This window comes from Sedimentitalea sp., assembly GCF_039973035.1.
GTDB lineage: Bacteria > Pseudomonadota > Alphaproteobacteria > Rhodobacterales > Rhodobacteraceae > Sedimentitalea.
Genome location: NZ_JBDWLR010000085.1, coordinates 144,842 through 168,089 on the forward strand (window position 1 = coordinate 144,842; position 23,248 = coordinate 168,089).

Sequence of the window (23,248 nt, forward strand, 5' to 3'; positions counted from 1 at the left end):
CCTCTTTCAACTGACCCTTGGATAGCCGATTGAATGCGTCATATGCTTCGACTAGTGTCGAACTATGAAAGAAGGCCCTGATTTCACCGCGATCGCGTCTCTGATTGGCGATCCTGCTCGCGCCAATATGCTGACGGCCCTGATGTCGGGCAAGGCGCTCACTGCCAGCGAACTTGCGACCGAGGCGGGTGTCAGTGCACAAACCGCCAGTTCGCATCTGCGCAAGCTGCAGGATGCCGGGTTGCTTACGCAGCTGAAACAGGGGCGGCATCGGTATTATTCGCTGTCTGGGGACAATGTCGCACAGGCGCTTGAAGGGCTGATGGGGCTTGCGGCGCGCCTGGGGCACCTGCGAACCCGAACAGGGCCGCGCGATCAGGCGCTGCGCACGGCGCGCGTCTGTTACAACCATCTTGCAGGTGAGATGGGCGTTCAGATGTTTTCCGCCATGCGTCACCAAGGACATTTCGAGTTCAGCGAAACAGGGCTGGATTTGTCCGAGGCAGGGCAGGCCTTTGTCACCACGCTTGGGATCAGCACGCAGGATATGCCGCGCAGCAAGGCGCCGATGTGCCGCGAATGTCTGGACTGGAGCGTGCGCCAGTCGCATCTTGCGGGCCGGTTAGGGCGGGCGATGCTTGCGCGGTTCGAAACGCTCGGTTGGGCGGAGCGGGTCCACGACACGCGAATAGTGCGGTTTTCGGATCGGGGATTGTCAGAGTTTAATGCGCTCTTTTGGTGATTGCCTAGTCTACCGTGATGGTGATCACGTCCGAGACAACCGGCTCGGCATGCGGAACATGCGACGCGTCCCCCAACACCAGCTGCAGTGTATGGGTGCCTGCAGGTAAATCCAGCGTGACCTCGGTCTGGCCCCCTCCAAAATGCCGGTGGTGTTCGTCCGAAGGTAGCGCGTAAATCAACTCGTCAACGCCATCTTCGCCTTGTCCCAAGGGCGGGCGGTCGATCAGCAGATGGTGATGCCCGGTCATGCCCGCCTTCGTTCCCGCCGGTGCAACCCCCATGCCCGACAGGCCAAAGATCACTGTAAAGGGCGAGGTAACCGTATCGCCATCCGAAACATTTGCGAAATAGACCTGAGCGTCAGGATTGGAATGGGTTTGTGCCTCAACCAGAACGGGCAAGGCGAGCAGTGCGACAATTGCCGTTATACGAGCGAGCTTCATGACATCACCGAATTGTTGAAAACTATCTCTAGTTGATAGCACGGTCTTGCCACAATTCCATATCAATCAGTAAGGGTTATTAAAAACAATGGCTTGGACATTTTTCTGGTGTCCGTTTTGTCCGATTTGGCCGTTTCCGCAACGAGAACGGTATGCAATGAAACCCCGATATTATCCCAAGGTCGCCGCGATCTTGCCCAGATTCAAAGAGATACCGTTTGCATAACTGATTTACTTTTTGGGGTACTGCGTATGGATCGTCTGACGGAAATGGAAGCCTTTGCCAACGTGGTGGATCAGGGTGGTTTTACGGATGCTGCCAAGAAGATGGGAATTTCGAAGTCTGCTGTGTCCAAGCATGTTTCGAGCCTTGAAGCCCGGCTGGGCGCACGCCTCCTAAACCGAACAACACGTCGGGTCAGCCCTACGGAAATCGGATTGGCCTATTATGATCGTGCCCGCCGCGTATTGAACGATGCAGGCGAAGCAGATGCGCTGGTAACGTCGATGCAATCGGCACCATCGGGTCTGTTGCGGATCAGCGTCGCAACGGATTTTGGCGTCAATCACCTGTCACCGGTCCTGTCAGAGTTCCTTTCTGACTTTCCTGACATCACGGTCAACATGGTGCTGAACAATCGCTATGTGGAACTGATTTCCGAAGGTTTCGACATGGCCGTTCGGATCGGAGAGCTTGAAGACAGTACGCTGCGAGCGCGCAAGCTGACAGAAACCACTAAGCGCATGATTGCCTCTCCGTCCTATTTCGAAAAATATGGGCGCCCGCAGAAAATTGATGACCTCAACGAGCACAAACTGCTTCATTACTCCAACCAGTCCAGCGGCAATGTCTGGCGTCTGACCGCCCCTTCGGGCGAAAAACGACAAGTTCGGACGGCGGGCTGGCTGAGCGTCAATGACGGGCAATCCTTGCTGAACGCTGCGATTTCTGGCTTGGGGATAGCCTACTTGCCCAGCTTTCTCTATTCCGAGGCGCTTCAATCCGGGCTGGTCGAGGACGCGATGCCGTCTCTGCCAATGGAGACACAGGGCATTTACGCGGTCTATCCTCCGGGTCGTTTCACCCAACCCAAAGTCCGTGCCTTTATCGACTTTTTGGTTCACGCCTTTGCCGAAAAAGGGCCGACCGACTGGTAGGTTCAGATCGCCGCCAGGTAACGCTGGCTTACTTCTGTCATGCCCTAAAGGGCAGGCAGTAGAATGGCTTCGACCCGGCGATTTGACTCGCGACCCTGTGGCGTCAAGTTCGATCCCACCGGCGCCAGATATCCCATGCCCTCGGCATCGACGCGGGATGGGTCGACGTCAAAATTGTTGACAAGCCGCTCGCGGACGGCCGATGCACGTCGTTTGGACAGCGCGATATTCGCCGCAAGCGTCCCGGTACTGTCAGTGTGGCCGACGAGCGCGATACGTTGCTCGGGATGCGTTTTCAAATAGCTGGCGAGTTGGCCGAGTGACGCATGCTGACCTGGCAGCAACCCCCCTGCGCCACTGTCAAATTCGAGATCGCGTAAAATCACATGCCCGTCGCGCTCAAGTGCCAGACCCAACTCTCCATTCGGTGCTGCCGCCACCGTGGCCGGTTTCGTTTTCCCGCCGTTCTGTTGCTGTACGGGCGACACGCGGATGGTTTGAATATAGGCGGCATTGCCGCTGCGGCTGACCAGAACACTAATGGCGTTATCGGGTTCTCGAACCGCCGAAAGAAAACGGTAGTTCCCAACATCCACGTGCATGTCCGGTGCAGGCACGATCTCTGTTTCGAAGCGAAAATCGAACCCGCCGCAACTGCGATCCTCGCATTCAAAGATCAGGTCAAAACCCATCGTCTCCAGTTGTTCGCGCAGCGGTGTCAGGAGTTGTAGCGTCGTTGCGGATGCGCCGTTGATCCGAAACGTTCGACGCGCGACCAGCCCTTCGAACCGGCGCACCGGAACGGTGCCATCGGCAAACCCGGCTATCGGCAACTCGTAGTTGTCAAGCGGGCTTATTCGCTCTGACAGCTCTCGTGCTGCTGGCGCCATCGTCAATTCCTGCGCCTGACACAGCGCAGGCATCAGCGCCAAAAGGGTGCCGAATGCTAGGCGGGTCATCATCTGAACTGTGAATGATACTCGTCGTTCGGATGCATTGCCGTGGCGCTTGCGACCCGATTGGACATGTTGAAAAATCCGGTCACATTCGCAATGTCCCAGATGTCGCGATCACTGAACCCGACGTCCCGGAGGGCCTGGCGGTCGACTTCCTCGATCGTTGCGCTTGCTGTCGTCATCTTGGCCGCGAAATCGAGCATCCCGCGCTGGCGCGCGTCGAGTGGTGCAACGCGATAGTTCATCACCAGCATCTCGCCGAGTTTCGGATCACCAGACATTTGGCGAACCGCCGCACCATGAGCGACGAGGCAATAGAAACAGTGGTTGAGCGAGGATACCACCACGGCGATCATCTCGCGCTCAAGTTTGCTCAGCCCACTGTCCGCCAACATCACGTCATTATACATGCCGGTAAAGGCGTTGAGCTTGTCGATATCAAACGCGTTGGCCTTGAGCACATTGGGGATTATTCCCAGCTTTTCGGTGCAGATATCAAAGTATTTCTGCGTCGCTTCGGGCAAGGGATCGACCATCGGCAGGTCAAGGGCGGTTGGCGGAGTTTCAGTTGTCACTTGGCTTCAGGCTCCATCTGGGAGGTGTCGGTAATGGTACTGTCCCACAGGCTGCATGCCGAGGGAAGTGTAGAGCGCATTGGCTGCCGTGTTCTCGACCGTGCACATGACCGACAGGGTTTCGGCACCTTGTTCATCGGCCCAGAACGCGGCCGCGCGCATGACCCAGCGGCCCATTCCGCTGCGCCGTTGGTGCGCGAGGATTTCAACCGCGTGCACCATCGCGACGCCGTTATGGATCGCGGCATAAGCGACCCCGGCGGGCTTGTCGTTGTGGCGGCAAAGAAAGCTCGTCTTGGGTCCGGCGGCGCGATCCATGATCGCCAGGCGGGAGGCTTTGATCCCCCCTGCGGCCCAGATTTCACGCATGATCGCCAGCGGTTCCCAGAGGGAAAAGACTGTAACGCGCGGAATCGGCTGATCCATCAACTGCGCGGGAGGGCAGACATAGATCGTGACCGGGTCCTTGATGGCATAGCCGCGCTTGGCAAGTTCCGCGTCCAGGCCCGTCTCCCCTTGGCGGACCATGAAGATGCGCGGCTGTCCCATTTCGAGCATTGCGGTCTCGGCTTGTTCAATGTCCGCGCCGTCAAAGTCAGACACCGGATCAGCCAATGTGGTTGCGGACACTCGGCTGCCGCCGCCCCGTCCCTCGCGTAGGGTCCAGACCCCGAAGTGTCGGAAATTGGCGGCAGGCCAGGTGCCGTCAATAACGTCGTACCAAGAGGGCTGTGGGGTGTTCATTAGGTGAGAGCCTTGGACAGCTGCGTCATCGCAGCATCCACCTGCGTGCCATCTTGCCCACGTATGACGATGTTTGCGCCGAAGGCACCATCTTTCTGGAACGGATAACATCCAATCGACAGGTCCGCGTACCGCTCTGCAAACTGCGACAGCGTTTCGGCAATATCGCCTTCGCCGCGAAACACCTGCAAGCTTTGGCTGAGCAGGGGCGCACCACCGGTCAGCGTTGGCAGAACGCTGGCGACCATCGCCTGGAATATCAGTGGGACGCCGGCCATGACGTGCACATTCTTGATGGTGAATCCTGGGGCGCGTGACACCGGATTGTCGATCAGGGTTGCCCCATCGGGGATTCGCGCCATGCGCAGGCGGGCGGCATTCAATTCATGCCCGGTCTGCTTGTAGTGGTCTTTCAGGATTTTCCGCGCATCGTCGCGGATATCGATCGAAGCTTCAAACGCCGCTGCGATGCAATCTGCCGTGATATCATCGTGGGTTGGCCCGATGCCGCCGCTGGTGAACACGACATCATGGGTGTCGGACAGGGCGCGCACTGCATCGATGATCGCCTCCCGATCATCGCTGACAACGCGAACTTGCTTCAGGTTGATCCCGTGCTTGGTCAGTTCACCGGCCAGAAAATGCATGTTCGCATCACGTGTCCGGCCGGACAGGATTTCATCGCCGATCACCAGCATCGCGGCGGTTGGATTTGCCATGACATGCCTCGCTTGAATGGTTTCTCTCGCAGGTATAGGCCCTTGGCCATGCGCTTTGAAACCCCTCTTGTCCCCGCTCGGCTGATCCGCCGCTACAAACGCTTTCTCGCCGATTGTCGGCTCGAGGATGGCCGCGAAATCACCGCGCATTGCGCCAACCCCGGATCGATGATGGGGCTGGCGACGCCGGGACAGAAGGTCTGGTTGGAACCAAATGACGACCCTCGTAAAAAGCTGAAATTCGGCTGGCGGCTGGTCGATCACGAAAGCGGTCATTTTACCGGCGTGGACACGTCGGTTCCAAACCGCGCCCTGCGCGCCGCCCTTGGGGCGGGGCAAGTGGCCGGGCTGACCGAATACAAGACCGTGCGCCCCGAAGTGAAGTATGGCGAGGCCAGCCGGATCGATTTCCTGTTAAGCCATCCGGGTCTCCCCGACGCCTATGTCGAGGTCAAAAGCGTGACATTGTGTCGCCAGCCGGGGCTGGCCGAGTTTCCGGATTCGGTGACCAAACGTGGCGCCAAACACCTTGAGGAACTGGCGCGGGTGGCCGATCAGGGGCATCGGGCGGTGATGCTCTACCTGATCCAGCGTACGGATTGCACAGCGTTCGATCTGGCGCGGGATATTGACCCGGGCTATGCGGCGGCTTATGACGCGGCCCGCGTCCAAGGCGTGGAAACTCTGTGCTTTGACACGCGGATCACACCCCATGGGGTCGAGTTGGGACAGCCTGTCGCAGTGGTGATTTGACGTCTACTGGCACTTTTGCGAACGAGTCATTAAGTGTATGGTAAGACAACGATTATGGAGTCAACGGTGAACAACGAACTTCGCGGCCGTCTGACCAAGGATGGCATCCGAATATACGACCCAGCGGATTTTGGCGGCATGCATGCCGCTGGCGCATTGGCTGCACGCATCCTTGATGACATCCGCGAGCATGTGTTCGTCGGGCAAACCACCGGTGCCATCGATGCAGCGATCACCAAGATGGTCGAGGACGCGGGCGCGAAATCTGCCACGATTGGGTACAAGGGGTACGAGCACGCAAGCTGTATCTCGGTCAACCACGTGGTGTGTCACGGCATTCCGGGCGACAAAAAGCTCAAGGATGGCGATATTATCAATATCGACGTCACCGTGATCGTTGATGGCTGGTTTGGCGATACCAGCCGGATGTACGTCGCGGGCAAGCTGCCGCGCAAAGCAGAGCGTTTGATTCAGGTGACCCATGATGCGCTGATGAAGGGCATCGAGATTGTCAAACCGGGTAATACCTTTGGCGATATCGGGCACGCGATCCAGACATATGTCGAAGCGCACCGGATGAGCGTCGTGCGCGACTTTTGCGGACATGGCTTGGGCCGGGTGTTTCACGCGCCGCCCAACGTGCTGCATTATGGCCGCCCCGGAACCGGCGCAAAGCTGGAAGAGGGTATGTTCTTTACCATCGAACCGATGGTCAATCTGGGCCGCCCGGAAACCAAGACGCTCGCCGATGATTGGACTGCGGTGACACGCGACAAATCCCTGTCGGCACAGTTTGAGCATTCGGTTGGTGTGACTGCGGATGGGTTCGAAATCTTCACGCTGTCGCCGTCAGGGCGCTTTCACCCGACATACGAGTCCTGATCTTAACGGGCGGTAATGTTCGGGTCGAATTTATCACCCGAATTTTGCATGAGCGTAATGTACGTATCGCCGTATTTGCGGCTGTCGATCAATTCAAACCCTTCTGGCGCTGGCATTGGCGCGTTTTCTTCCCAGACGATTAAGGCATCAGGGGCGACCCACCCCCCTTGGGTGGCTGCGGTAAGGGCGCGCTGTCCAAGGGCCTTGCCATAGGGCGGGTCGAGAAACACCAGATCGCAGGGTTCGCCGGGGCAGGGGCCAAGCCGAGCGACATCACGGCGAATGAAATCGGTGTCTGCACGACTGTCGGTCAGATCTACGTTCTTGCGAATGAGCTGCCCGGCGACACGGCCATCATCTACAAAGGTCACATGCGCCGCGCCACGTGACAACGCCTCAAGCCCTAGAGCGCCAGTGCCGGCGAAGAGGTCAAGTACCCGCGCGCCCTGCAACTCGTGCCGATGCGCAAGCACGTTGAACAGACTTTCTCGCACCCGGTCCGTTGTCGGTCGCAAGTGGGCGGCGCTGTCGCCCTTGCCGACCGACGCCAACGCCCGTCCCCGAAAACGCCCCGCAATGATCCTCACGTGCGCAGCAGCGATTTCAGATCGGTTTCGGAATCGGCGATCACCTCTGGTGCCGGTGATTTCCCGGACTCGATCAAGCGCTTGCCAATCATGTATCCGCGCGGATCATTCATTGCGTCGACGGCGAGCAACTTGTCGCCAGCGTAATACCAGAACGACACCGCGCCCTTGTCGCCTTTGCGCGTGATGACGCGGTCATACCCCACGTTCAGGCCCGCGATCTGCAGTTTCACATCGTATTGATCCGACCAGAACCACGGCTTGGGGACATAAGGGGTTGCCGCACCCAGCATGTTTTCAGCAACGCATTCGGCCTGATCTATGGCGTTTGGCACGCTTTCCAGCCGAATGCGCCCGCCAGCATGCGGAAACGATGCACAATCGCCTGCGGCCCAGATTGATGGATCAGAGGTGCGGCCCAACTCGTCAACAGCGATGCCGTTGTCTATCGTCAGCCCTGCCATTTCCGCCAGTCGCGCTGATGGTGCGATGCCAACACCGACAATTACGAAATCAAGCTCAACTTCGCTGCCATCGCTCAGCACAGCCCCCGTGACCTTGCCGTCGACGCCGATGAGGTGGTCAAGACCAATCCCCTCGCGGATATCGACGCCATGAGAGCTGTGCAGGGCGCGGAAGTAGTCGCTGGTTTCCGGCGCGGCCACCCGTTGAAGAATACGGTCTGCCATTTCAACGAGCGTGACGGCCACGCCGCTTTTGGCCGCGACCGCCGCCGCCTCAAGCCCGATATAGCCGCCACCGACGATCAGCGCGTGTGCGCCCGGTGTAACCGACGCCGACATCGCGTCGACATCCGAAAGCGTGCGTACGACATGCACGCTTTCCAGATCACCACCGATCGTGGCGGGCAACCGACGAGGCTCTGACCCGGTGGTCAGGGCCAGATGGTCGTAATGAATAACGTCGCCACCGACAGTCACTGTTTTCGTATCAGGATCAATGGAGGTCACGGTCTCGTTCAGACGCAACGTGATGTTCTGATCGGAATAAAAGCTCTCGGGCCTCAGGAAAAGGCGCGCAAGTTCCATTTCACCAAGCAGATAGGCCTTGCTCAATGGTGGTCGTTGATACGGCGGAACAGGTTCGGCGCCGATCAGGGTCACGTCACCGTCAAACCCGCTTTTGCGCAGTTTTGCCACCAGCGACGCCCCGGCCTGTCCTGCTCCGATCACAACGATATGGCTCATCTGTCTACATCGCCTCTTGCAAGTGGTTGTCCCGATGCTCACAAATCCTAAATGTGCCATAGGCGCAAACAAAATTTCAGAAAGGGACGCAGCATGACGATTTCCACCGGAGAAAAACTGCCCGACGCAACACTGGTCGCAATGGGTGCCGAGGGGCCTGAAACGGTCTCGCTCGCGGATAAGACAGCCGGACGCAAGGTCGTGATCTTTGCGGTTCCCGGTGCTTTTACGCCGACCTGTCATTCCGCCCATGTACCCAGCTTTATCCGCACCAAATCGGCGTTTGACGACAAGGGCGTCGACGAGATCATTTGCGTGTCCGTCAATGATCCATTCGTGATGAAGGCCTGGGGCGATGCAACCGGGGCAGAAGCGGCTGGCCTGACCATGTTGTCAGACCCGGAAAGCGCGTTTACCAAGGCCATCGGTATGGATTTTGACGCGCCGCCAGCCGGGTTGATCGCCCGCTCGCGCCGTTATGCGATGCTGGTTGAAGATGGCTCTGTGACCCTGTTGCAGGCCGAGGAAAACCCCGGTGTCTGCGAAGTTTCCGGGGGCGAAGGCCTGCTTGCCTCTATGTAAGAGACTGGCGGCTATCGGGTCCCAAAACTTTATGGCCGCCTAGCCTGTTGCAGTCGCGCGGGCTGGCAGTGTTTCTTCGCAAAACCGCGCGTTCACCTCTGTTCAAAGGGTGACACCATGATCAACCTGCTTCGATCAATTCCAGTTTTATTGTTACTTGCTGCCTGTGCGATGCCAGACAACCCGACTCAATCGGGCAATGGCGGAACAGAAATTCAGCTGGAAACTGGACGCAATTGCTGGGCGAACCGGTGTTTTTCCTATGACAGCGCGCGCCAGATGGTTTCGTTGCCCGGAAAGAACCCCGCCCGTGTGCCCGGCGCCGTCAACACGCAAAAAGGGTTTGTGACGGAGACCGAGTTTGCGGCAATGTTCAATGCCGCCGCGATGTCCTATGCGAATGGGGTTGGGCGCCGCTAACGCGCGTCTTTTACACGAGGCTGTCCATCTTGCGGGCCAGCTTGGCGTCCAGCGCACTTAGCCCATCAACATCATGCGTGGTCAACACCACGTTGACGGTTTTGTACACATTGCTCCACTCCGGGTGGTGATCCCACTTTTCCGCCCAGATTGCGACGCGGGTCATCCAGCCAAAGGCATCAATGAAATTCTTGAAGACAAATGCCTTTTCGATTGCATCGCGGCCTTCCACCATGGTCCAACCAGATTTGAACAGCGGATCCAGCAATGGTCCCCGTGCCTCGTCAGACAGTTTCTCGGTCATTGCTGTTCCTCCACTTGTGGCTTTCTGAACGGGCCATATTCCGTCAGCACTTCTATTTCTTCCTCAACCGCATTGCGTTCGGCCCTGAGGTAGTTGGCGATTGCCTTTGCAAAGCCGGGGTCCGCAACCCAATGCAGGCTGTGGGTCTGGGTCGGCAAATAGCCCCGTGCCAGCTTGTGTTCGCCTTGCGCGCCTGCTTCGACTCGCTTCATTCCCCAAGCGATGGCGAGGTCGATGGCCCGATAATAGCACAGTTCGAAGTGCAGGCAGGGGTGATGTTCAATGCAGCCCCAATACCGCCCGAACAGCGTATCCCGGCCGATCACGTTCAATGCGCCCGCGACCCAGCGATCGTCGCGCTGCGCCAACACTAGTGCGAGGTCGTCTCGCAGATGCTCTTGTGCAAGGTCAAAGAACTGGCGCGTCAGATAGGGCGATCCCCATTTGCGTGCCCCTGTGTTCTGATAAAACACCCAGAACGCATCCCAATGCTCGGGTTCGATCTGGTCACCGGTCAGGACATGGATGCTGCCGCCAAAGGCATTGGCCTTTGCACGTTCCTTGCGAATGTTCTTGCGTTTTCGGGAGGACAGGCTGGCGAGAAAACCATCAAAATCGTCATAGTCGTCGTTCAGCCAATGAAATTGCTGGCTTGCCCGTGACATCAGACCCATCTGCTCACCGGCTGCGGCTTCTTGCTCGGTGCAAAAGGTGACGTGCAGCGAGGACAATTGGTTGTCTGCCGTCAGTTGCACGGCCCCCTGTACCAACGCCGACTGGCCGATCTCTTCATAGCCCTGCCTTACAAGAAAGCGCCTGCCAGTCGCGGGAGTATGGGGAACTGCAATCTGAAGTTTGGGGTAATAGTCCCCGCCCGCGCGCTCGTACCCATGCGCCCAATTGTGATCAAAGATGTATTCGCCCTGCGAATGCGATTTGGCATATAGCGGCGCACAAGCGATCAGCATACCGTCCAGATAGGCGGTCAGGTATTGTGGCTGCCAGCCGGTTCCGCGCCCGACCGAGCCAGAGTCTTCGAGGGCAGACAGGAAACGGTGCGTGGTGAACGGATCAATCGGTCGCCCACCCTCGGCGGCCTCGGGGCAAGCACAACTGTCCCAATCTTCTGCCGCGATTTGCGACAGAGAGCCGATCACCTGAATCTCGATCTGTGCCTGATCCATCATTTCCTCGTGCCTGACCCTTATCTGGTCTCGTCAGGCGACCGATCAACCCGCAAGCGGTGCTTGATAGCCTTCAAAGGTCACATTGTCCGCGAACCGGCGGGCTTTTGCCTCTTCGGTGGGCGATCGTATCGTCCAGCAGAGCACGGGGATGCCCGCTGCACGCAGTTCTGCAACGCGGGGGCTGGCGAGGTCTGCCTTGTCATGGCTGATGAAACTGGCCTTGGATGTGTGAAAGTCGGGGATTGTCCGCAGTCTTTCGCAAGTCGTGACGGGCAGCGGCCATTCGACGGGATCAAAGCCGCAGGTTACCAGACCTCGGGGCAGATCGGGGGCCAGTTCCGCCATTTTGCCAACGCTGTGCGGGTTGAACGACATAACCGCAACCGGGCCGCGATAGCTATCGAGCGCTGTTGCTGTCGCCTGTTCGAGCAGGCCAACATCGGCGCCCATTCCCCCGTCCTGATCTTTGATTTCGATCAGCAGGGGAATCTGGCCCTTCACGATTTCCAGTATCTCGTGCAGGGTCGGGATGGTTTCTCCGTCGCCGTGCTTTAGCGGTACTTGGCATGCCTCGTTCGCCGTCAATCGCCTGATTGGACCGTTTTCTTCGGTCAGCCGGCCGAGATCATAGTCATGAAACACCAAGGCCTGTGCGTCAGCCGTCAGTTGCAGATCAATTTCGATGCCGTACCCTGACGCAACCGCTGCGCGGATCGCTGCGCGGCTGTTTTCGGGGCGGCCATCGGAAATATCATGCAGCGCGCGATGCGCCAGCGCCGTGTTCACGAACGCCTTGGGCAAGGGCGGTGTCATTTGACTTGAAAGATGCCTTCGATCTCGACCGCGACGCCCAATGGCAATGAGGCGGCAGAGACAGCCGAACGAGAGTGCCGTCCGGCATCACCCAACGCTTCTACAAGGAAATCGGAGGCCCCGTTCACGACCTTTGGTTGGTCGGTGAAATCAGCCGTCGAGTTGACGAATGCGGTCAGTTTGATCACCCGCACCAGCTTGTCGATATCGCCTCCGCAGGCGGCCCTTACCTGAGCCAGAAGGTTGATCGCGCATGCGCGAGCTGCGGCGGCGCCCGCGTCGAGCTCCATCGTATCACCCAGCTTGCCGACGATCAGGCCGTTGGCATCGTTCGAGATTTGACCGGAGATGTATACGATGTCGCCAATCTGAACAAAGGGCACGTAATTCGCGGCCGGTGCCGGCGCATCTGGCAATGTCACACCCAGTTCGGAAAGTTTGTCTTTGATGCTCATGTCTGATCCCCTCAGAGTCGCGGTTTCGCGCGGACGCTAGCCGGGATCGGCACCGGCGAAAAGCCCCAAGTCAGGATTCGCGGAACGCCTTGGTGAAATAGTCGGCCAGAGGTTTGACCAGGTAGGCCAGAGGCGTCCGGGCATCCGTGCGGATGAACGTTTCGACGGGCATTCCGGGTATCAGGATCGTGTCCTTGGGGAGCCTGTCCTGTTCACCGGGCTCCAGCACGATCTCGGCACGGTAGAACGATGCGCGACTGTTGGTGTCTTCGAACGCGTCTGCCGAAACCTGTGTGACCGTGCCGAACAATTCGGGCGTTTCGCGCTGATCCAGCGCCGAAAAACGGAGGGTGACCGGCTGGCCGACAAAAATCTTGTCGATGTGAATCGGCTCCACGCGGGCGGCAATGACCAACGGGCGATCTTGTGGTATGAGATAGAGAACCGGATCGGCAGAGCGGACTACCGAGCGGGGCGTCTGTACTTGCAAGTCATACACGATACCCGAAACCGGCGCGGTGATGTCCAGCCTGTTCAGCCGTTCGAGCAGGGAACGGCGCTGTTCGGCGAGTTCGAGTTCACGGTACTGAAGATCGCGCAAACGGGTGATCGCGTCTTCGCGTTGCTTGGTACCGAGCTTTAGCACCTCGATGTCGATTTCAGTGATCCGGCCCTCGGCCTGCGCTTCTGATGCAACCAGTTCGCCCAGCGTTCCTTCCAGATCGGCCGCTGTTCGTTCCAGGTTCAGAACAGTCCCTGCCTGCGCAAGTCCCCGATCGAGCAGGGATTTCTGGCTTTCGAGTTCCTTTGAAATCAGCGTGATCTGGCGTTCCAGAGAGGACTGTTGCGCCTTGATACCTTTGATCTGATCAAGAATTTGGCCACGACGCTTTTCCAGTTGCTCGGATTCGCGTGCAACCGAATCTTTGCGCGCGAGAAACAGCCGCTCTTGCCCCTCGATCAACCCGACCACATCTGGTCGCAGTGCCGCCGCTTCGATGAGCATGGGATCAAAACTGATCGTTTCCGCCGCGTCGCGCTCGGCCTCAAGCCGTCCGCGCCGGGCCATGAGTTCAAAGAGCTGCCCTTCGGCAATCAGCAAATCAGAGGTCAAAAGCTTGGAATCAAGACGGATCAGGACCGCGCCCTCGATCACGGTATCGCCCTCATCCACCAGGATCTCGGCGACAACGCCTCCATCGGGATGTTGCACGACCTGACGGTTGCGATCCACCTCAAGACGCCCGGGCGCAATGATCGCGCCCGCGATATTCGACACGACGGACCAAGTGCCAAAACCACCCACTAAGAGCAAAAGCCCAAACAGGCCAAACAGGACGGGCTTGCGGGCTGACCAGCTGTTCGTACTCATTGAACACCTCCCATCGACGACGTGTTCTTTAGCTGTTCATGGTTGGCAACCATCTCTTTGAGAACCTTATCCTTAGGGCCAAATGCCGCCCGCGCGCCATGATCCATCACGAGCAGCGTGTCACATTCCTGAATGGCGGCCGGGCGGTGCGCCATGATCAAAACCGAACCGCCTGCGGCCTTGTGGTCACGGATGGCCTGATTCAGCGCCATCGATCCTTCGTTGTCGAGGTTCGAGTTCGGTTCGTCGAGAATGACGATAACCGGGTTGCCATACAGCGCACGGGCAAGGGCGATACGTTGCATTTGCCCCCCTGAAAGCCGTCCGCCGCCTGCCGCAACGCGTGTGTCGTAGCCGTCGGGCAGATTGACGATCATGTCATGGGCTGCAGCCTTCTTGGCGGCTTCCACGACCGCTGCGCTGTCGGGCGCGCCGCTGAGGCGGGCGATGTTGGCGGCGATGGTGCCATCAAACAACTGCACCCGCTGCGGCAGATAGCCGATGTATCGCCCCAGATCGTCCGGCGCGTATTGATCCAGCGAGGCTCCGTCCAGTCGGATGGTTCCACCGGCTGGTCGCCAGACACCAGTCAGCGCACGCGCCAGCGTGGATTTTCCCGACCCTGACGACCCGATCACCCCAACCGCCTGTCCGGGTTCTACCCGAAAGCTGACCGATTTCACCGAGGCGCGCGTATCGCCGGGCGGCACGATTGTCAGCGCCTGAATATCCAGCTTGGCTTTGGGGGCGGGCAATTCGGTACGTTGGGCCTCTGGCGGTACCTTTTCCAGCAGGTCCGCGAGGCTGTCCCAGCCCTTTGAGGCTCGCTGAACCAGCGGCCATTGGCCGATCGCCAGCTCTATGGGTGCCAGCGCCCGACCCAGCAGGATAGACGCGGCAATCATGGCACCTGCCGTGACTTCGTTTTGCAGGACCAGATAGGCTCCAAGGCCCAGCATCGCCGATTGCAGGAACAGGCGCAGCGTTTTGGTCATTGACGTAAAGGTGCCGCCTACGTCATTGGCGCCAATGCTTTCGGCCAGCGACGCATCGCGTGCGGTTTTCCATCGTTCAAACGCCGCACCCCGCATGCCCATGCTCTGGATCATCTCGGCCTCGTTGCGAATCTCGTCAGACAGCATCGACGCGCGGTGCGTCGCGGAATTGGCCTGCATCAACGGCCCACGCGAGAACAATTGATTAAGCAGGGTGATCATGATGAGGAGCGCGCCACCGCCCATGGCCAGCATACCGAGCCAGGGATGAAACAAAACAATCCCGGCGAGGAACACGGGGGTCCATGGCAGGTCAAATGCGGCCATCAGAACCGGCGAGGAGATCAGCCTCTGCACGGATTCCAGATCGGCGAGACCGGTCTGTGCCGATGGGTCCGGAGCAATTGCAGAGCGGCGCACCATCGCGTCAAACACCCTATGATCGAGCATCGATTGGAATCGCGCGCCCACGCGGGCCATGATCCGCCCGCGGCTGTAATCTAGGATGCCCATGACGCCATAGAGAAATGCAACCAGCAGCGACAGGGCGACCAACGTTTCTTCGGACCGGCTGCCAAGGACACGATCATAAACCTGCAACATGTACAGCGGCCCGGTCAGCATCAGCAGGTTCGCAAAAAAGCTGAAGATTCCGACAACCCAATAAAGCGTGCGTCCCTGGCGTCGCGCATTTCGAAGTTCGTCGCGACCTGGCTTTGTCGTCATAATATAATTGCCCTGTCCTTTTGGTGCACGGATCCGCACATGGGGAGCGTGATCATGCGCAGCGCTTACATGGCCTGTTCCCAAACTGCCACAATTTCATTAAGTGAAGTTGGAGCGAGTGTGAACCATTCCTGTTTGCATTAGTGAGTTGCCCACTTGAATACTTCACACTGAAGACGGATAAATTTTCATGAACCTGCCATTGCGTGCACAGACCATTCTTGTTGCCGGTCTCTGTCTGTTGTTGACGACGGCCTGTACGGTTCGTGACCCTGACGAGCGCAACAGCGCCGTCCCGTTTGATCCCTATGAACAGAACAACCGAAAGATCCACCAATTCAACCTTGGTGTGGACAAGCTGTTTTTCCGGCCAGCATCAAAAGGTTACTCAAATTTTATCCCCGACCCGATTGAGGACAGCTTTAACAGTTTCGCCGCCAATCTGTCGGAACCGGGCGATGCTGCCAACTATGTCTTGCAAGGTGATTTCAAACAGGCAGGGGTTTCGGTCGGTCGGTTCCTGATGAACACAACGATCGGTTTCGCCGGTTTGGCGGACCCGGCCTCGGAGTTTGGCATCCCCGTGACCGAGACCGATTTTGGCGAAACCCTTGCGGTGTGGGGCGTCAAAGAGGGGGCATATGTCGAGCTTCCGTTCTTTGGCCCATCGACACAACGCGATTCGGTCGGCGTTTTTGTTGACTTTTTTACCAATCCGCTGACCTTTGCACCCACGCGCCCGATCGAAAATGTCGGGTTCTACGCCAATGCTCTGGAGCGGCTCAGCGCGCGGGGCAGGTATTCGGATACCATCGATTCGATCCTGTACGAGAGCGAAGACAGCTATGCAGTTGCACGCGTGATCTATCTACAAAATCGCCGCTTTGATCTAGAAGGTAACAATGGCGATGCCTATGTAGACCCTTATGCTACATCTGATACCGACCCATACGAGGATCCCTATGCAGACCCCTATGCTGAATAAAACACTGATCCGCCGCAGCTTTTTGGGATCGGCCGCCGCCTTTGCCGGACTCGCCGCACTTCCCATGCCTGCGCTCGCTCTGACCGAGGCGGGGGCGAGGAGCCTCGTCGATCAACTTGTTGGCGAAATCAACGGCGTGATCGCTTCGGGCAAATCGCAAAACGCGATGATACGGGATTTCGAGCGGATTTTTGTGAAATATGCTGATGTGCCGATCATGGCACGCTACGCACTTGGCAATGATGCCCGCAGCGCAAGCAAGGCGCAGTTGAACGCATTCACCAAGGCGTTTCAGGGCTATATCGCGCGCAAGTACGGCAGACGGTTCCGCGAATTCATCGGTGGCAGCGTCGAAGTGACATCCACCCGCAAGATCAAGAGCGGCTACGAGATACGCAGCCTTGCCAAATTGCGCGGCGAGTCACCGTTTGAAGTGACATTCCTGGTGTCCGACAAGTCGGGCCGCGACAAGTTCTTCAACATGTTCATCGAAGGTGTGAACCTGCTGCTGACCGAGCGTACGGAAATCGGTGCAATGCTCGACAAGCGCAAGGGCAACATCAACCAGCTGACAGCGGATCTCGCCAAACTTAGCTGATCGAACCGTTTCGTCATAGACATCGGCCATCATCTAACGCGTTGAAATCATGGATTTCAACGCGTTAGATCTTTAAGGGCTCTGTCGAAGTGTTTTAGCGGTCGTTGAAGGTTGGTGTGTTTTGATTGCCGCTGTTGTTTTGACTTCCGCCACCGCCAAAGATATCGCGCAGAACCTTGTCTACGACGCCGCCCAGACCTCCTCCTGAGTCGGTCTGGGTTGCGCCACTACCCTCCCAGTTTTCAACCGGACCGGATGGCGCGCGCATCGGCAGCGGGGTTGGCGTGAGCCCTTCATGCACACGCACCATGGTTTCGTGCCATATTTCTGCGGGCAGGCCGCCTCCGGTGACGCCGCTGAGAGGCGTGTTGTCATCATAGCCCATCCAGACCCCAGCAACATATTGCGAGGTAAAGCCGATAAACCAGGCGTCGCGTGCAGCCTGCGTGGTGCCGGTTTTGCCAGCGGCCTGCCAGTCAGGCAGTTTGGCGCGTCGGCCTGACCCTTCGGCGACCACCTTTTCCATCATCCAGATCAGTTCCTCTGCGGCCTGTGTCTGAATTACCCGTTCGCCGATCCCGCCTTCAGTTCCCATCAGGGGATCGCTTTCGCCCAAAAGCTTCAGTTCGGTCAGCCCATAGGGAGTCACGGCAGAACCGCCATTCAGAATGCCGGCATATGCGCCTGTCATTTCGATCAGCGTGCTTTCGGATGCGCCCAGTGCCAATGCAGGGCCCGCGGCTAGATCACTCTCCAGGCCAAATTGGCTGGCGACCTGCCGCACAAGCTCGCGCCCGACCTTTTCCGAAACCTTGACCGCCGGAATGTTGAGTGAATCCTTCAACGCATCGGCAAGCGTCACGCGCCCCTTGTAGTTCTTGGTGTAGTTCTTGGGACACCATTGACCGGAGCCGGGAATGTTCATGCAAAACGGTTCGTCAATCACTGTATCCAGCGGCGAGTACCCGATATCGAGCGCAGCGCCATAGACAAAGGGCTTGAACGCCGAACCGGTTTGCCTCTTGGCCTGAACCGCCCGGTTGAACGCACCCGCGACCTTGGTTTCGCGCCCACCGACAATGGCGCGCACCGCGCCATCCGCTGACATGACCACAATCGCGGCCTCTGCCTTGGAGCCTTCTCGGACCTTGTTCGCGAACACATATTGCATCGCGTCCTCCGCCGCCGCCTGTAGGCGGCGATCAAGAGTGGTGCGAATAATGACGTCTTCGGTGGTGTTGCGGGTGAAATACTCGGGTCCGGCTGACATGACCCAGTCCGCAAAGTACCCCCCGGCGCGCTCAGCCGCCGCTTCGGAAAGCTGTGCGGGATGGGCGCGCGCATCTTGCGCCTCGGCCGCGGTCAGATATCCCTGATCTTCCATCAGTCCGACAATGACCGTCGCGCGGTTTTGTGACCGCGTCAGGCTGTTGGTCGGCGCATAGCGCGTCGGAGCCACCAGAAGTCCTGCCAGCATCGCGGCCTCGGCGGGCGAGACATCGGATGCTGATCTTCCGAAATAGCGTTGGCTTGCGGCCTCGAACCCGCGCGCGCCGGCGCCCAGAAAGGCCCGGTTCATGTAGATCGTCAGGATCTCGTCCTTGGTGTATTTGACCTCCATCGCCATCGCAAAGACCGCTTCTTTGATCTTGCGTTGCAACGTTCCGCGACGGCAGTCGGCTTCGTATTCCGCCTCGGACATCCCGGTGCTCGGGTCATAGGGATCGCCAAGGCACAACAGTTTGGCAGTTTGCTGCGTAATGGTTGAGCCGCCATGGCCCGAAAGCGGACCGCGCCCTTCGCTCAGGTTGATGCGCACGGCACTTGCGACGCCCCGGGGGCTGACGCCGAAATGACGATAGAACCGCTTGTCCTCGGTCGCGATGATGGCGTTGCGAAGGTTGGGAGAAACGGATTCGGTGGTGATCACGCCGCCAAACTGGTCACCGCGCCACGCAAAGACATCGCCATTGCGGTCCAGCATGGTCACCGACCCTCGCGCGCGACCGTCAAACAATTCTGTTACATCGGGCAGCGTTGTATAGATATAGCCGACCCAGAGGCCGATGATCAGACAGACCACCGAGCCTACACGCCATGTCACCGACCAGATCAGACGCAGGATCCAGCCGATCACCCGGCGAAAGAAGCCGATGATGCCGCCTCCGCCGCTGGCCTTGCGACGGGTTGCCTTGCGCTTGCGAGGGGCCGCTTTCGCCTTTTGAGGCGTTTTTCGCGTCTTGGTCGCCGTCGGCTTTCGCGTCTTTCGCGAACCGGACGAATAGCGCTTTTCGGCCACCAATGGCGGCTTGCGAGGAGTTTTCTTGGTCATGATCAGCCCTGCCCGGCCTTTATGTTTGAAGCGACATTACATTGCCGGAGACGGTTTGTAGAGCCTTCCAGTGCCCGTGAATTGGACTTTCTGAATCGCATTATTTTTGGGCATACGCTGAATTTTGTGCAAAAATTGTGCATTTTCGCGTGTTTTTCCCTCGATCCCGACGCCCGCACCATTTGCATCGCTGCATCGCGGCGTTTTTCTCCGGGTGTCTATACGCAGGGGACCTGCAAAGGAAAGGGATAGAGGTGAAACTCATCATAGCGACAATCAAGCCGTTCAAACTGGAAGAGGTCCGCGAAGCGCTGACCGAGTCCGGTGTGCGCGGCATGATGGTGACCGAAATAAAGGGCTTTGGTTCGCAATCCGGCCATACAGAAATCTATCGCGGCGCGGAATACGCCGTGAACTTCGTGCCCAAGATCAAACTTGAACTCGTTGTCAGCGCAGCAATGGCGGATCAGGTGGTCGAGACCATCACCAAGACCGCCAAAACAGGCAAGATCGGAGACGGCAAGATTTTCGTCCTCGACGTAGAGCAGGCCATTCGCGTGCGCACAGGCGAAACCAACGAAGAAGCGCTGTGATACGGCGGCGAACAAGGGGATTTGACAAAATGACATCGATAAAGACATTTGCCACAGCAGCCGCGCTTATCGCGTTGCCGACGCTGGGGCTGGCGCAGGAGGCGGATACCACGCCGACCAATGCCGACATCGGGTTTATCCTGACCACTTTCATGTTCATCATGATGGGCGTGCTGGTGTTCTGGATGGCAGCAGGGTTCGCCATGCTCGAAGCCGGGCTGGTGCGTTCCAAGAACGTAACCATGCAGTTGACCAAGAATATGGCGCTGTTCTCGCTGGCCGCGATCTTTTACTTTCTGATCGGCTACAACCTGATGTATCCGGGCGATGGCTGGTCCATTCCGGGGATGCTTGGGGCGTTCTCGCTGACAAGCCTTGAGCCTGTTGGTCTTGCAGGTGCCGAACCTGACCTGACCTACGCATCTGTCGGATCGGACTTCTTCTTTCAGTTGATGTTCTGCGCGGCAACGGCCTCAATCGTTTCCGGCGCGTTGGCCGAGCGGATCAAGCTGTGGCCGTTCCTGATCTTTGTGGTGATCCTGACGGCGCTGATCTATCCGATCCAGGCCAGCTGGAAATGGGGCGGTGGTTTCCTTGACGAAGCTGGTTTCCTCGATTTCGCCGGTTCGACCGTGGTACACTCGGTTGGTGGCTGGGCGGCTCTGACGGGCGCTCTGATCCTCGGGCCCCGCATCGGGAAATACACCAAGGACGGCCGCGTGGTTCCGATCCCCGGTTCCAATCTGGCGCTGGCAACACTGGGTACGTTTATCCTGTGGATGGGCTGGTTCGGGTTTAACGGTGGTTCGCAGCTCTATATGGATACTGCGGGCAATGTTGCTGATATCAGCCGCATCCTCGCCAACACCAACGCTGCTGCGGCGGCGGGTGCTGTGGCCGCACTGATCCTGACTCAGCTGCTTTACAAGAAGCCTGACCTCACAATGATCCTGAACGGCGCGCTTGCCGGTCTGGTTTCGATCACTGCCGAGCCGCTGACACCCTCGTTGCTCTCGGCGACACTGATCGGTGCCGTCGGTGGTGTGATCGTGGTCTTCGCCGTACCGTTCCTTGACAAGCTCAAGATCGACGACGTGGTTGGCGCGGTTCCGGTGCACCTGTTCGCAGGTATCTGGGGTACAATCGCCGTTGTCTTCACCAACCCTGATGCCTCGCTGATCACTCAGCTCTACTCGATCCTGGTCGTAGGTGTGTTCGTGGTCGTGACGTCGGCTGTTGTCTGGCTCATCCTCAAGGCAGTCATGGGCATCCGTGTCGGCGAAGAGGAAGAGATCAACGGTCTGGACATGACCGAGCTGGGCATGGAAGCCTATCCGGAATTCTCCAAAGGCTAAGCTCGCCATAGATGGTTGAGAAAGGCCCCTGCGTTTTGCGCCGGGGCCTTTTTCGCATTCGGCGCCATGTAAGCTGCCAAAACCGAATTTGATTGGTTCACACAGGCCGCAAAGCGAAACGCCCGCCAAAACTGGCGGGCGTCGGGATCAATGGTCTTCTACGTCTGCGCGGGCATCTTGCGATACCTGTAGCAGGCTGCGTTAGCGACGCAGGCCCAGACGTTTGATCAGGTCTTGGTAACGGGCTTCGTCCTTGCGCTTGACATAGTCCAGCAGCTTGCGACGCAGAGCAACCATCTTGAGCAGGCCGCGACGACCGTGGTTGTCTTTCTTGTGTGTCTTGAAGTGCTCGGTCAGGGTCGCGATGCGCGAGCTCAGAACAGCAACCTGGACTTCGGGCGAACCGGTGTCGCCTTCCTTGGTCGCGAATTCCTTCATGACACGTGATTTTTCTTCCAGCGTAATCGACATCGGGGTCTCCTTTGCAGGGTTAAAGTGAATGGCGCAGGCCGGGATGTCGTCCAGCACAGGCCCATGGAGAAGGTCTCGAACCGGCCCGCAATTTCTACGAGTCGATCAGGGATGGGCGCGTATAGGCGCTTTTCATAGGAAAGGCAAAGGGATTCACGGGTGCGAGGTGTCAGGCGTTGCCCATCCCCAGAACCGCGCCTGCGGCGTGGTCGATGACCACGATATCCTCGGCGGTCAGCGTTGTGCCACCCATCACGCTGGCGACTTCGGCACCGTCGACCCAGATATGGCTGAGACCGGGCGTGTCCTCGTCAGCGATCACCTCAATGTCAGGCGCCGGGTTCTGTTCAAGATCCGACATCACCAGCAACTGATCCTCATCGGCATCAAAGTCCATCAGGCGCGTGGCCCCTAGATCGGTATCGCCGTCATTGGTCGCCGTTTCACTTGCGTCCAGCACAAATTGATCCGCGCCATCGCCTCCGCTCATCACGTCGCCGTGCCCTCCGATCAGAGTGTCGTTGCCGTCACCGCCGTTGAGGTAATCCTTGGTTGCGTCATCAATGTGGACGCCGTCCTGATTGAAATCGGAACCGACAATCAGATCATCCCCAAAACTGCCGAACAATGTGTCCTGGCCTTGGCCACCCGCAAGGGTGTCATCGCCCAATCCGCCATGTAATGCATCATCGCCGTCGCCGCCCGACAGCTCATCGTCGCCGTCGCCGCTCAGAATGTCCTGCCCGTCTTCACCGTGCAGGGTGTCATTGCCATCGCCACCAAACAGCGCATCATTGCCTGTCGCACCGTGCAGGATGTCATTGCCCGCGCCGCCATGGATCGCATCGTCACCGGCATACCCGTTGATCTGATCGTTCCCTGCGTCGCCTGCAAGTTGCTCGGCCCCGTCTGCACCGGCCAGAATTTGATCAATCGGAACGATATCCGCGGCAACCTCGCCCGTTGCCAGATCTTCGATCTCTGGCTGGTTGTTGTCTTCCCCATCATCTTCAGCCTCCGGGGAGAAATCCACCGCAACGGCTGCGCCACCGACGGCAAGCAGGCCCAGTAACCCAGCCAACATCATCATCAGAATGCTCCACTCAATAACCCGGCACAGTAGGCCACGCAGGAGCGGTCTGGGTCAAAGCAAAGCGGATGATGTGGGTGGCTCCTGCTCCACCGGCATCGAATGTGCCAAAGTGCAGTTATCAACGACTGCTAGGAAAGGAGCCACCCAATGACAGTAAAGACCGTAGGCCTGGATTTGGCCAAGGATGTTTTTCAAGTG

26 protein-coding genes are annotated in these 23,248 nt (G+C 58.3%); 10 read left to right on the forward strand and 16 right to left on the reverse strand.

Going from position 1 to position 23,248, the window contains the following annotated elements; all coding sequences use genetic code 11:
* Positions 1 to 64: 64 nt before the first annotated feature.
* On the forward strand, positions 65 to 742 hold the full coding sequence (locus tag ABJO75_RS21235) for a winged helix-turn-helix domain-containing protein (RefSeq protein WP_348133905.1): 678 nt from the start codon (positions 65 to 67) through the stop codon (positions 740 to 742).
* A 4-nt stretch (positions 743 to 746) separates the two neighbouring features.
* On the opposite strand, the gene ABJO75_RS21240 is transcribed toward ABJO75_RS21235, so the two are convergent.
* Entirely contained in the window at positions 747 to 1,187 is a 441-nt protein-coding gene (locus ABJO75_RS21240; RefSeq protein ID WP_348133907.1) for a DUF4399 domain-containing protein, read from the reverse strand.
* Between the two features lie 252 nt (positions 1,188 to 1,439).
* Between ABJO75_RS21240 and ABJO75_RS21245 the strand changes: the two genes are divergently transcribed.
* The gene (locus ABJO75_RS21245; protein WP_348133910.1) at positions 1,440 to 2,345 is read left to right on the forward strand and encodes a LysR family transcriptional regulator; all 906 of its coding nucleotides are present in this window, start codon (positions 1,440 to 1,442) and stop codon (positions 2,343 to 2,345) included.
* Between the two features lie 44 nt (positions 2,346 to 2,389).
* On the opposite strand, the gene ABJO75_RS21250 is transcribed toward ABJO75_RS21245, so the two are convergent.
* The 4 genes from ABJO75_RS21250 to ABJO75_RS21265 are packed head-to-tail and all read right to left on the reverse strand — an operon-like array spanning position 2,390 to position 5,339.
* Entirely contained in the window at positions 2,390 to 3,304 is a 915-nt protein-coding gene (locus ABJO75_RS21250; RefSeq protein WP_348133912.1) for an OmpA family protein, read from the reverse strand.
* On the reverse strand, positions 3,304 to 3,876 hold the full coding sequence (locus tag ABJO75_RS21255) for a peroxidase-related enzyme (RefSeq protein ID WP_348133914.1): 573 nt from the start codon (positions 3,874 to 3,876) through the stop codon (positions 3,304 to 3,306). The genes ABJO75_RS21250 and ABJO75_RS21255 overlap by 1 nt, the downstream gene beginning before the upstream one ends.
* Before the next feature lie 6 nt (positions 3,877 to 3,882).
* On the reverse strand, positions 3,883 to 4,620 hold the full coding sequence (locus ABJO75_RS21260) for a GNAT family N-acetyltransferase (protein WP_348133917.1): 738 nt from the start codon (positions 4,618 to 4,620) through the stop codon (positions 3,883 to 3,885).
* Positions 4,620 to 5,339 (reverse strand): molybdopterin-binding protein, encoded by a 720-nt coding sequence (locus ABJO75_RS21265; RefSeq protein WP_348133920.1) that lies wholly within the window; start codon positions 5,337 to 5,339, stop codon positions 4,620 to 4,622. The genes ABJO75_RS21260 and ABJO75_RS21265 overlap by 1 nt, the downstream gene beginning before the upstream one ends.
* A gap of 48 nt (positions 5,340 to 5,387) precedes the next feature.
* Between ABJO75_RS21265 and sfsA the strand changes: the two genes are divergently transcribed.
* Positions 5,388 to 6,092, forward strand: coding sequence for a DNA/RNA nuclease SfsA (sfsA, locus tag ABJO75_RS21270; protein ID WP_348133923.1), 705 nt, complete (start codon positions 5,388 to 5,390; stop codon positions 6,090 to 6,092).
* A gap of 54 nt (positions 6,093 to 6,146) precedes the next feature.
* Positions 6,147 to 6,974, forward strand: coding sequence for a type I methionyl aminopeptidase (gene map, locus ABJO75_RS21275; RefSeq protein WP_348133990.1), 828 nt, complete (start codon positions 6,147 to 6,149; stop codon positions 6,972 to 6,974).
* 2 nt (positions 6,975 to 6,976) lie between these two features.
* Here map and rsmD read toward each other — a convergent pair whose 3' ends face one another.
* Positions 6,977 to 7,561 carry a 16S rRNA (guanine(966)-N(2))-methyltransferase RsmD gene (gene rsmD / locus ABJO75_RS21280; protein WP_348133926.1) on the reverse strand — a complete coding sequence of 195 codons (585 nt, stop codon included), beginning with the start codon at positions 7,559 to 7,561 and terminating at the stop codon, positions 6,977 to 6,979.
* Positions 7,558 to 8,769, reverse strand: coding sequence for an FAD-dependent oxidoreductase (locus ABJO75_RS21285; RefSeq protein WP_348133929.1), 1,212 nt, complete (start codon positions 8,767 to 8,769; stop codon positions 7,558 to 7,560). The genes rsmD and ABJO75_RS21285 overlap by 4 nt, the downstream gene beginning before the upstream one ends.
* A 93-nt stretch (positions 8,770 to 8,862) precedes the next feature.
* Here ABJO75_RS21285 and ABJO75_RS21290 point away from each other — a divergent pair, with 93 nt between their 5' ends.
* Both ABJO75_RS21290 and ABJO75_RS21295 read left to right on the forward strand, forming a co-directional pair.
* Positions 8,863 to 9,351: a peroxiredoxin gene (locus ABJO75_RS21290; protein WP_348133931.1), complete on the forward strand. Its 489-nt coding sequence runs from the start codon at positions 8,863 to 8,865 to the stop codon at positions 9,349 to 9,351.
* A gap of 117 nt (positions 9,352 to 9,468) precedes the next feature.
* Positions 9,469 to 9,771, forward strand: coding sequence for a hypothetical protein (locus tag ABJO75_RS21295; protein ID WP_348133934.1), 303 nt, complete (start codon positions 9,469 to 9,471; stop codon positions 9,769 to 9,771).
* 10 nt (positions 9,772 to 9,781) lie between these two features.
* Here the strand turns inward: ABJO75_RS21295 and ABJO75_RS21300 are convergent, their stop codons facing one another.
* The 6 genes from ABJO75_RS21300 to ABJO75_RS21325 form a co-directional block, all read right to left on the reverse strand.
* Positions 9,782 to 10,075 carry a 4a-hydroxytetrahydrobiopterin dehydratase gene (locus tag ABJO75_RS21300; protein ID WP_348133937.1) on the reverse strand — a complete coding sequence of 98 codons (294 nt, stop codon included), beginning with the start codon at positions 10,073 to 10,075 and terminating at the stop codon, positions 9,782 to 9,784.
* Positions 10,072 to 11,259, reverse strand: coding sequence for a GNAT family N-acetyltransferase (locus ABJO75_RS21305; protein ID WP_348133992.1), 1,188 nt, complete (start codon positions 11,257 to 11,259; stop codon positions 10,072 to 10,074). Before ABJO75_RS21305 ends, ABJO75_RS21300 begins: the two co-directional genes overlap by 4 nt.
* A gap of 45 nt (positions 11,260 to 11,304) precedes the next feature.
* The gene (locus ABJO75_RS21310) at positions 11,305 to 12,075 is read right to left on the reverse strand and encodes a glycerophosphodiester phosphodiesterase family protein (protein WP_348133939.1); all 771 of its coding nucleotides are present in this window, start codon (positions 12,073 to 12,075) and stop codon (positions 11,305 to 11,307) included.
* Positions 12,072 to 12,530 (reverse strand): RidA family protein, encoded by a 459-nt coding sequence (locus ABJO75_RS21315; RefSeq protein ID WP_348133942.1) that lies wholly within the window; start codon positions 12,528 to 12,530, stop codon positions 12,072 to 12,074. Before ABJO75_RS21315 ends, ABJO75_RS21310 begins: the two co-directional genes overlap by 4 nt.
* A 70-nt stretch (positions 12,531 to 12,600) precedes the next feature.
* Positions 12,601 to 13,902 carry an HlyD family type I secretion periplasmic adaptor subunit gene (locus ABJO75_RS21320; protein ID WP_348133944.1) on the reverse strand — a complete coding sequence of 434 codons (1,302 nt, stop codon included), beginning with the start codon at positions 13,900 to 13,902 and terminating at the stop codon, positions 12,601 to 12,603.
* On the reverse strand, positions 13,899 to 15,623 hold the full coding sequence (locus tag ABJO75_RS21325; RefSeq protein WP_348133946.1) for a type I secretion system permease/ATPase: 1,725 nt from the start codon (positions 15,621 to 15,623) through the stop codon (positions 13,899 to 13,901). Before ABJO75_RS21325 ends, ABJO75_RS21320 begins: the two co-directional genes overlap by 4 nt.
* A 190-nt stretch (positions 15,624 to 15,813) precedes the next feature.
* On the opposite strand from ABJO75_RS21325, the gene ABJO75_RS21330 reads away from it, so the two are divergent.
* On the forward strand, positions 15,814 to 16,608 hold the full coding sequence (locus ABJO75_RS21330) for a VacJ family lipoprotein (protein WP_348133948.1): 795 nt from the start codon (positions 15,814 to 15,816) through the stop codon (positions 16,606 to 16,608).
* On the forward strand, positions 16,598 to 17,206 hold the full coding sequence (locus tag ABJO75_RS21335; protein WP_348133950.1) for an ABC transporter substrate-binding protein: 609 nt from the start codon (positions 16,598 to 16,600) through the stop codon (positions 17,204 to 17,206). The genes ABJO75_RS21330 and ABJO75_RS21335 overlap by 11 nt, the downstream gene beginning before the upstream one ends.
* Before the next feature lie 94 nt (positions 17,207 to 17,300).
* Here the strand turns inward: ABJO75_RS21335 and ABJO75_RS21340 are convergent, their stop codons facing one another.
* Positions 17,301 to 19,538, reverse strand: coding sequence for a transglycosylase domain-containing protein (locus ABJO75_RS21340; RefSeq protein ID WP_348133951.1), 2,238 nt, complete (start codon positions 19,536 to 19,538; stop codon positions 17,301 to 17,303).
* A 254-nt stretch (positions 19,539 to 19,792) separates the two neighbouring features.
* On the opposite strand from ABJO75_RS21340, the gene ABJO75_RS21345 reads away from it, so the two are divergent.
* Positions 19,793 to 20,131: a P-II family nitrogen regulator gene (locus ABJO75_RS21345; protein WP_348133953.1), complete on the forward strand. Its 339-nt coding sequence runs from the start codon at positions 19,793 to 19,795 to the stop codon at positions 20,129 to 20,131.
* Positions 20,132 to 20,160: 29 nt separating this feature from the next.
* A complete protein-coding gene (locus ABJO75_RS21350) occupies positions 20,161 to 21,486 on the forward strand; it encodes an ammonium transporter (protein WP_348133955.1) in 1,326 nt (441 codons plus the stop codon).
* Positions 21,487 to 21,687: 201 nt separating this feature from the next.
* Here the strand turns inward: ABJO75_RS21350 and rpsO are convergent, their stop codons facing one another.
* A complete protein-coding gene (gene rpsO / locus ABJO75_RS21355) occupies positions 21,688 to 21,957 on the reverse strand; it encodes a 30S ribosomal protein S15 (protein WP_348133957.1) in 270 nt (89 codons plus the stop codon).
* 169 nt (positions 21,958 to 22,126) lie between these two features.
* Positions 22,127 to 23,047: a calcium-binding protein gene (locus tag ABJO75_RS21360; protein WP_348133959.1), complete on the reverse strand. Its 921-nt coding sequence runs from the start codon at positions 23,045 to 23,047 to the stop codon at positions 22,127 to 22,129.
* Between the last annotated feature and the right edge of the window lie 201 nt (positions 23,048 to 23,248).